The following is an 8,517-nucleotide window of genomic DNA, read 5'->3' as shown; positions in this document are numbered from 1 at the left end:
TGGCACAGGACGCAGGGCCTCCCCGCCCACCCACGACTGGGCCTGGATGTAAGCCACACAGGGCGGCCCCGCTTATGCAGGGCCGCCCCATCCCAGGGGGGAGCGGGGCGGGGAGGCCCTGCGTCCTGTGCCATGAGCGGAATCGCGGTTGCCAAACGGAGCACTGCGCGCCTATGCTGACAGCGCTGTCAAACAAGAATGAAAATGATCTGGGCGGGCCATGGCCTGATCCGGGTCGTCGGGGGAGTTGAATGACCGAATCCGCGCCGCAGACCGCACGCGTTACCCGGGGCACGGGCGCCGCGTTCGCCTATGTCACCACCCTGTTTTTTGCCTGGGGCTTTGCGACGTCGCTGATCGACCCGCTGATGGCGGCGACCCGGCGGGTGTTCGATCTCAGCTATACCGAGGCGACCCTGGCCGCGTCGGCATGGTTCATCGCCTATGCCATCGTGTCGGTGCCGGCGGCGGCCGTCCTGTCCAGGCTGGGATACAGCCGGGCCATCATCGCCGCCCTGGCGACGATGGTCGGCGGATGCCTGATCGTTCCGGTGGCCACCATACTGGACTGGTATCCGGGGGTTCTGCTGGCCCTGTTCGTGATCGCTTCCGGCGTCACGCTTCTGCAGGTCGCGGCCAACCCGCTGGTCGCCGCACTGGGTACGCCGAAGGGATCCCACGCCCGCCTAAACTTCTCGCAGTTCTTCAACTCGCTCGGCACGACGCTGGGGCCGTATCTCGGGTCGACCGTGCTGCTCACGGGCGGTGTCTTTGCGGCGGGTGCCGTCATCACGGAAACCACGCGCGCGGAGTCGCTGCGCAGCATTGATTTCGCCTTCGTGGCCATGGGGGGCTTCTTTGCCCTCATCGCCTTCTTCATCTTTACGGCCCGCAAGAAGATCAATGCGGCGGCCGCCGGATCCACGGTTGAAGTCTCCTCGCCGCTCAAGGCCTTTTCCTCGAAGTGGGCCCTGTTCGGGGCGGCGGCCATCTTCCTCTATGTGGGCTCCGAGGTGACGATCGGCGCGCTGCTGACCAACTTCCTCCACAGCCCCAACATTCTCGACATTCCGCTGGAGCAGGCCGGCAAGATGGTCAGCTACTACTGGGGCGGCGCGATGGTCGGGCGCCTGATCGGCAGCATCCTGCTGACCCGCATCAACCCGGGAGCGCTGCTGGCGATGTGCACCCTCATCGCGGGAGGTCTCTGCCTCGCTGTGACGCAGATGGACGGCGTCACGGCGGCCTATGCCGCCATCGCCATCGGTCTGTTCAACTCCATCATGTTCCCCACCATCTTCACCCTGACGCTCGAGCGGTCCTCGGCGGCGGCCTCGGCGACCTCCGGCCTGCTGTGCACAGCCATCGTCGGCGGTGCGGTTCTGCCGTGGATGGCCGGGATGGTGGCCGATGCCTCGACAACGCTGAACCCCGTCTTCTATGTGCCGCTGGCGGGCTATGCGTTGCTGACCATCTTCGCTGTGTCCTGTGCCCGGACGCCGGCGTCCCGGGCCGATGTGGTTGCCGCTCCGGGCTCGCACTGAGGGCGAACCCACCTTGCTGCCGGGCCGGGTCAGGTCGGTCTTTTCGGCCCGGGCTTCAGCAGGGGCGTGACCATTGGAATGGTCAGCATGGTCGATCCGACGGCCATCAGCAGCAGGGCCGTGAAGGCGTCATTGGTGATGATCTGCCGGTCCAGCAGGATGTTGGCGAAGATGATCATGATCAGGGCCTTGGTCTGCAGCAGCCAGCCGATGACCGAGGCCTCGCCCTTGCGCCATTTCAGGATCCGGCCCGCGAGGTGAACCCCTGCCAGCTTGCCCGCAACGGAAGCGACCAGCAGCACGCCCGCGGCCATGAAGACGGCGGTGCCCCCGACGTCCCAGTGTGTCCGCAGTCCGGTGCTCAGGAAGAAGACCGGCATGATGGCCAGCAGGATGTGGTCCCGGAACAGATCCATCCGGGTGCGGTCGAACCAGGCCTTGTCCAGCACCACGCCGGCCAGAAAGGCGCCGACCATGAAATGCAGCCCCGACCAGTCGCCGGCAAGGCCGCAAGCCGCCAGCCAGATGAGCCCGACGTACCAACGGTCAGACTCGGGAATGCGCTTCATCAAAGCGCGGACCGCGACGGCTGCGAGGGCGAAGCCGACGACGAAGGTGGCCTGGCGGCCGAGGCGCTCCCAGTCCAGCAGGATAAGCGCGAGGACGCCCCAGATCGCGATGTCGTCGAGGCTCGCGTAGCGCAGGATGCGCTGGCCCAGCGGCTGTCGCAGGATTTCCAGCTTGTCCCTGAACAGCATCAGGATCGGGAGCGCGGTGACGGCACAGGCCATGCCGATGCCGAGGACGACTTGCCACGCCTGTCCGCCCGGTCCAGCCCACCCCGGAAAGCGCAACAGACCGATCGCCGCGACGGCGCCGAACGCCAGCGGGGTGATGAGAGACAGGCCCGCGGTCACCCCGGTCTCGATCCGATGCTTCCAGGCCTCACTCAGGTCCAGCTCAAGCCCGGCGATGAAGACGAAGATCATTACCGCCCACCAGGCCACGCCGTTCAGCGCTGCGATCACCTGCGGGTTGAAGACCGCTGCATGGGCCTCGGGGAAGGCCGCGCCGAGAACGCCGGGCCCCAGCAGGATGCCGCCGACGATCTGCACAACCACCAGCGGCGCATAATACTCGGTCCGAAGGCCGCGCCAGATCAGATACGGCACGCTGAAGATGATCAGCATGGCGATGAGGAAGAGTTCCGCCGTGTGGGTGGCGTGATTCATGTCGGCGTTCCCGTCCGTCAGCCCATGCAAGGTCAGGAATGCGTATGATCCTGCTTCTGTATTTCCCCGGACCCTGCGGGCCTCTATTGTCCCTGCAACCCGAAGTGAACGGGCCAGGCCGTCCAAATGAGAGATTTGACTTGACTGACAGCGCTGTCAAACAAAGGTGGGGCATGGCATTTCTTCGCACACTGTTCACCCTCGTCGCTGGCGTCTCGACGCTGCTGTTCGCTGGCTGTGCCCTGTCGCAGACCCCCGTAGAGCGTCACGGCGCCCTGCGGATCGAGGGTGGGCGGGTCGTGGACCAGAGCGGGGCTCTGGTCGTTCTGCGGGGCATGTCGCTGTTCTGGAGCCAGTGGGGCGGGCAGTTCTACAACGCAGAAGCCGTGGCCCATCTGAAGTCGGACTGGAACGTGACGGTGGTCCGCGCCGCGATCGCGGTCGACCACGACGGCTATCTGGCCAATCCGGAACAGGAGATGGCCCGGACAGAGACCGTCATCGAAGCCGCTCTCGCCGAAGGCCTTTACGTCATCGTCGACTGGCATGCGCATGAGCCGCATCCAGAGGCCGCCGCGGCCTTCTTCGCCCGGATCGCCGCCAAATACGGGCAGCACCCCAACATCATCTATGAAGTCTACAACGAGCCGCTCAACACCCACGGCTGGGCCGAGGTGGTCAAGCCGTTCCACATGGTCGTGATCCCGGCCATTCGCGCCGTTGATCCCGACAACCTGATCATCGCCGGGACACCGTCATGGTCGCAGGACGTGGACATCGCCGCCGCCGACCCGCTGCCGTTTTCCAATGTCGCCTACACCCTGCATTTCTATGCCGGCACCCATCGCCAGGAACTGCGTGACAAGGCGTTGAAGGCGATGGAGCTGGGCGCCCCCCTGTTCGTCACCGAATGGGGTACCAGCGAGGCGAGCGGAAACGGCATTCTCGATGAAGCAGAGACCCGGCTGTGGTGGGACTTCATGGAGACCCACGGCATCAGCCACCTGAACTGGTCGATCACGGACAAGGACGAAACATCGGCGGCGCTGATGCCGGGCGCGTCAGGGCAGGGGGGCTGGACCGACGACATGATCAGCCCGTCCGGTCAGCTCGTTCGCCGGATGCTGCGTGAGATGAACCCCTAGGCTGCAGCAGCCATCGCGCAGTTGCGGGCGATAAAATCGGCATGGTCCGGCATCTGGGCCAGGCAGGCATCATAGACGCCGCGCGCGCCGGCCAGCCGCTCCAGGGTCTCCGCATCGGTCAGCACGTCGGCCACCGGGTCATAGGTTGCCGGCCACAGGTTCTGGCCGGCCATGACGGCGAACCAGCTGGTCTCGCTGAACAGCTCATCATTCTCGCGATAGATCCGGCCCCGGGCCCGATAGAGCTCGTACTTTTCCCGCAGGCCATCGGGGATTTCCATGCCGCGCATCTGGGCCCAGAAGTCGCCGGGGCGCTGGTTGGCGTGATAGTGCAGCACCAGAAAGTCGCGGATGCGGACATATTCCTCGCCGATCACGCGGTTGTAGCGAGCGATCTCGGCCGGGTCGAAGCCCCGGTCGGGGAACATGGTCAGCAGGTGGGCGATACCGCTCTGGATCATGTGGATGCTTGTCGACTCCAGAGGTTCCATGAACCCCGAGGCGAGACCGAGCGCGACGACGTTGCGGTTCCAGAAGGCCTTGCGTCGCCCGGTCGTGAAGCGGATCGGGCGGGGATCGGCCAGCGGTTTTCCGTCCAGATTGGCCAGCAGGGTCGAGGCGGCCTCATCATCCGACAGGTGGCGGCTGCAATAGACGTAGCCGTTGCCGATCCGATGCTGCAGCGGAATACGCCATTGCCAGCCGGCCTCGCGCGCCGTCGAACGGGTGTAGGGCGTCAGTTCGCCCGCGCTCTCGCAGGGTACGGCGAGGGCGCGATCGCAGGGCAGCCAGCGCGACCAGTCCTCGTATCCGGTCTGCAGGGCCTGTTCGATCAGCAGGCCGCGGAAGCCGGAGCAGTCGATGAACAGATCGGCCTCGATCCGCCGGTCATCCTGCAGCGCAACGCTCTCGACAAAGCCGTCGGCGGGTCGCATCGCGACGTCGACAATGCGCCCCTCGACACGCCGCACGCCTCGCGCCTCGGCATATTCGCGCAGATAGCGGGCGTAGAGGCCCGCGTCGAAATGATAGGCATAGGCGATGTTGGACAGCGGCGACTTGCCGGCGCTGATCGAGCGCATGAAGCGGTTGGCCCGGGCGGCCGACGCCTCCAGTGAATAGCGCGCCAGATCGTGCGTCTCGCCCAGCATCCGGCCCTTCAGATAGAAGGCGTGGAAGGACACGCCGGCCATATCGATGCCATAGCGGCCAAAGGGGTGAATGTAGCGGTCGCCCGGCTTGCCCCAGTCCACAAATTCGATGCCCAGCTTGAAGCTGCCGTGGGTGCGGCGGACGAACGCGTCGTCATCCAGCCCCAGCATCTGATTGAACAGGCGGATCTGGGGGATCGTCGCCTCGCCGACGCCGACGATGCCGATCTCATCGGATTCGACCAGGGTAATCTCGGCGTAGTGGGGCCCAAGCACCTTGGCGAGGGCTGCCGCGGTCATCCAGCCGGCGGTGCCGCCACCGACGACGCATACGCTGCGGATGCGGGCCGGGTGACCGGAGGGGGGCGGACTCATGAAGCCTCCAGGGTGCGCCAGTCGCAATAGCCGGCGATATAGGCGTCCTGTGTCGGCAGACTCGCGGCGGCCGAGGCCACGGTCTGGCGTAGTCGGGCCAGCGCCGGGATCAGCTGGGCCGTCTCCCGACGGTCCGCCAGCGGGTGCCAGCGTGCGGGGCGCACCCGCTGTCCCAGATAGACGGCGACCCAGCTCGGGTGAAGGAACAGGCCGTCGCGATACTCCTGCACCACGCCCCCTTCGCGCCACAGCTCCAGCTTCGCCGACAGGCTGTCGGGCAGGGTCATGGTGCGGACGTGGTTCCACAGCCCGGAATCGTCCCGTTCCGTGGCGCAGTAATGCAGGATGATGAAGTCGCGGATCCGCTCGAATTCCAGATCCATCCAGCGATTGTATTCGTCGATGGCCTTGGGCGCGAAGTCGCGGTCGGGCCACAGGGCGATCAGCTGGGTGATACCCTGCTGGATCAGATAGATGCTGGTCGACTCCAGCGGTTCGATGAACCCGCCCGACAGGCCGATGGCAACGCAGTTTCCGATCCACGTCCGTCGCCGCTGGCCGGCGGTGAACCGCAAGTGGTTCGGCGTGTTCAGCGGCGCGCCTTCCAGCAGGCCGGTCAGGCGCTCCGTGGCGGCATCGGGGCTCAGGAAGGCGCTGCAGTAGACGTAGCCGTTGCCGACCCGGTGCTGCAGCGGAATGCGGAACTGCCAGCCGGCCTCCAGCGCGCGGGCGCGGGTGTAGGGCACAGTGGCCTGATCGGTGGCACACGGAATGGCGACTGCCCGATCGCACGGCAACCAGTGTGACCAGTCGCGAAAGCCGGCGTTCAACACCTGCTCGATCAGCAGGCCGCGGAATCCGGAGCAGTCGACGAACAGATCCCCTTCGACGATCGAGCCGCTCTCCATCTCGACCCCTGTGATCAGGCCGTTTTCAGCGTCTTGTCGGGTTCCGACGATGCGACCCTCGAGCCGCTCGACGCCTTCCCCCTCGGACAGGGTGCGCAGAAAGCGGGCGTAGAGAGACGCATCCAGCTGATAGGCATAGCCATAGGTCGACATCAGGGACCGCGCGTTGCCGGACGGGGGCGCGAACCGTCCTTCCCGCGCCGCGACGATGGGCAGGGAATAGTCGTCGATCGGCCCGACGTCGGCTTCAGCGCTCGCCTTGAGCCAGTAGTGATGGAAGGGCGCATCGCCCCCCGGCATGCCGTAGTCGCCGAAGGGGTGAATGTAGCGGTCGCCGATGCGGCCCCAGTCCTCGAACTGGATCCCCAGTTTGAACGTCGCCCGGGTGGCCTTCATGAACTCGGCTTCGTCAATGCCAAGGCGCTCGTTGAAGGCCCGGATGTGGGGCAGGGTGGACTCCCCGACGCCCACCGTCCCGATTTCCGCCGACTCGATCAGCTGGATCGAAACGTCGGGGGTTTTGACCAGGCGGGCCAGGGCCGCGGCCGTCATCCAGCCCGCCGTACCGCCGCCGACAATCACCACACGCCGAATGCTGCGGCCGGTCATCGGACTCTCCGGATACCCATGACCGCGATTGCGCCCACAAATGCAAAGACCGCCGAAATCGCGAAGACCCATCGGAGCTCGCCGCCGAAGGCGAGGAGCACGCCCAGGCCAATCAGCGGGGCGGCGATCTGGGGCACGGTGATGGCCAGATTCATCACGCCCAGATCCCGGCCGGCGCTCGACCGATCGGGCAGCACCTCCGCGACGAGAGCGATGTCGACGGTCGAATAGAGGCCGAGGCCGATCCCGAACACGATCTGGGCCAGGAGGGGGCCCGGCCATACCGGCTGTGCCACCATCAGGCCCGCCCCCATCGCCATCAGAACGCCCCCGCTCATGACGAGCACCCGGCGTCGCCGCGTGCGGTCTGAAAGTATGCCCCCGATGAATCCGAAGATCAGCCCGCCGAGGGTCCCGGCGGTCATGAGCCAGCCGAAGGCCGTTTCCGCCGTGGCGGCGGACGCGTTCGGCAGGGTTGCCACGTCCTGGAGGTAGAACAGCAGATACAGGACATTAAGGGTGATGCTGACCTGCACCAGCAGGCGGGAGGTAAACGCCAGTCGGAAGTCCCGGTCGGTCAGGACCCCCAGGCTCAACCGGGGCCGCGTGGCGGGAAGGCCGGCTTCGCTATGATCCGGCACCAGCAGGGCAAAGGGGAGAACCAGCAGCGGAACGGCCAGGGCCGTGATCAGGAACCGCTCTGCTAGCCCGCCCAGGGCGATGGCCAGGACCACGGCGGAAAACAGCCCCGCCGTCGGGAGCGCGAGCCCCTGGAGTGCGGAGACGGTGCCCTTCTGCTGGTCCGGCACCCGGTCAGCCAGCACGGCGTTCAGCGGGCCAAACATCAGATTGAGGGCGATCTGGAACGCCACGACGGCGGCAATCAGGCTCCAGAGGCCGTCCGCCAGATAGACGAGTCCGTGGGCGGCGGCGACGGCGACAGCCCCGCCGGCAATCCAGGGCCTGCGCCGCCCCCACGGCCCTCGTGTCCCGTCGCTGATAACGCCGGCCGCCAGATTGGCGAACCCGGCCACGACGGCGCCGATCACCATGACCTGGCTGAGCAGCACGGCCTTGCCTGACAGATCAACAGCCTCGGCCTTGAGCGGCAGAAGCAGATTCAGCATCGGGATGAAGGCGACGAAGGCGCCGATCTGGGCCAGGGTGTAAAGGGCAATGAACCCGCCGGTCACCGCACCGTCCGACGGCTTTGGGATGTGATCAACGGGCATCGCGGTGGGCACTGTCATTGCTGCGGTGCCGCTATGCAACTTCGCACCGTCCATTTGCAATCTTTCGCCTCCCGCACCCTGTCTAACGCAAGGCTCTCCGGGCATAGTGCGCCGTCTTCGGACAGCGCTGTCAAGGCTCATCCCGTGATGGCAGTGAATACATCTGACGGCAGTTTCGCTCTCGCCATAGCGCGAGCCTCCGCTTAACCCGTCGTGCTGCGCGGCTGCGTTGCACATTGGCCCGCCGTCGAGCATACGCTCGCCCGCACGCTCACGGCATTCAGGGTCCGCTCAGCCAGGATACTGCGCGGACCCTGAGGG

The 8,517-nt window shown here is 66.1% G+C and carries 6 protein-coding genes; 2 read left to right on the top strand and 4 right to left on the bottom strand.

Going from position 1 to position 8,517, the window contains the following annotated elements:
* Positions 1-251: 251 nt before the first annotated feature.
* Positions 252-1,544: a sugar MFS transporter gene (locus J7346_RS08885; RefSeq protein WP_209119554.1), complete on the top strand. Its 1,293-nt coding sequence runs from the start codon at positions 252-254 to the stop codon at positions 1,542-1,544.
* 29 nt (positions 1,545-1,573) lie between these two features.
* Here the strand turns inward: J7346_RS08885 and J7346_RS08880 are convergent, their stop codons facing one another.
* Positions 1,574-2,776 (bottom strand): cation:proton antiporter, encoded by a 1,203-nt coding sequence (locus J7346_RS08880; RefSeq protein WP_209119553.1) that lies wholly within the window; start codon positions 2,774-2,776, stop codon positions 1,574-1,576.
* Positions 2,777-2,949: 173 nt separating this feature from the next.
* Between J7346_RS08880 and J7346_RS08875 the strand changes: the two genes are divergently transcribed.
* A complete protein-coding gene (locus tag J7346_RS08875; protein WP_209119552.1) occupies positions 2,950-3,921 on the top strand; it encodes a glycoside hydrolase family 5 protein in 972 nt (323 codons plus the stop codon).
* Here the strand turns inward: J7346_RS08875 and J7346_RS08870 are convergent.
* Genes J7346_RS08870 through J7346_RS08860 form a run of 3 tightly spaced genes read right to left on the bottom strand, consistent with a single transcriptional unit; the run spans position 3,918 to position 8,157 of the window.
* Complete coding sequence (locus J7346_RS08870) at positions 3,918-5,447, bottom strand: tryptophan halogenase family protein (RefSeq protein WP_209119551.1); 1,530 nt, start codon at positions 5,445-5,447, stop codon at positions 3,918-3,920. The two genes, J7346_RS08875 and J7346_RS08870, sit on opposite strands and share 4 nt — an antisense overlap.
* On the bottom strand, positions 5,444-6,964 hold the full coding sequence (locus tag J7346_RS08865) for a tryptophan halogenase family protein (RefSeq protein ID WP_209119550.1): 1,521 nt from the start codon (positions 6,962-6,964) through the stop codon (positions 5,444-5,446). The genes J7346_RS08870 and J7346_RS08865 overlap by 4 nt, the downstream gene beginning before the upstream one ends.
* Entirely contained in the window at positions 6,961-8,157 is a 1,197-nt protein-coding gene (locus J7346_RS08860; RefSeq protein ID WP_209119549.1) for an MFS transporter, read from the bottom strand. The genes J7346_RS08865 and J7346_RS08860 overlap by 4 nt, the downstream gene beginning before the upstream one ends.
* Positions 8,158-8,517 lie beyond the last annotated feature (360 nt).

The organism is Brevundimonas sp. A19_0, assembly GCF_017744255.1.
In the GTDB taxonomy this organism is placed as follows: domain Bacteria; phylum Pseudomonadota; class Alphaproteobacteria; order Caulobacterales; family Caulobacteraceae; genus Brevundimonas.
This window is presented reverse-complemented; position numbering and strand designations above follow the sequence as displayed.

Excerpts from the sequence above, each read along its gene's own strand:
- J7346_RS08880 (WP_209119553.1), bottom strand. The coding sequence starts at position 2,776 with ATGAATCACGCCACCCACACGGCGGAACTCTTCCTCATCGCCATGCTG.
- J7346_RS08870 (WP_209119551.1), bottom strand. The coding sequence starts at position 5,447 with ATGAGTCCGCCCCCCTCCGGTCACCCGGCCCGCATCCGCAGCGTATGC.
- J7346_RS08865 (WP_209119550.1), bottom strand. The coding sequence starts at position 6,964 with ATGACCGGCCGCAGCATTCGGCGTGTGGTGATTGTCGGCGGCGGTACG.
- J7346_RS08875 (WP_209119552.1), top strand. The coding sequence starts at position 2,950 with ATGGCATTTCTTCGCACACTGTTCACCCTCGTCGCTGGCGTCTCGACG.
- J7346_RS08885 (WP_209119554.1), top strand. The coding sequence starts at position 252 with ATGACCGAATCCGCGCCGCAGACCGCACGCGTTACCCGGGGCACGGGC.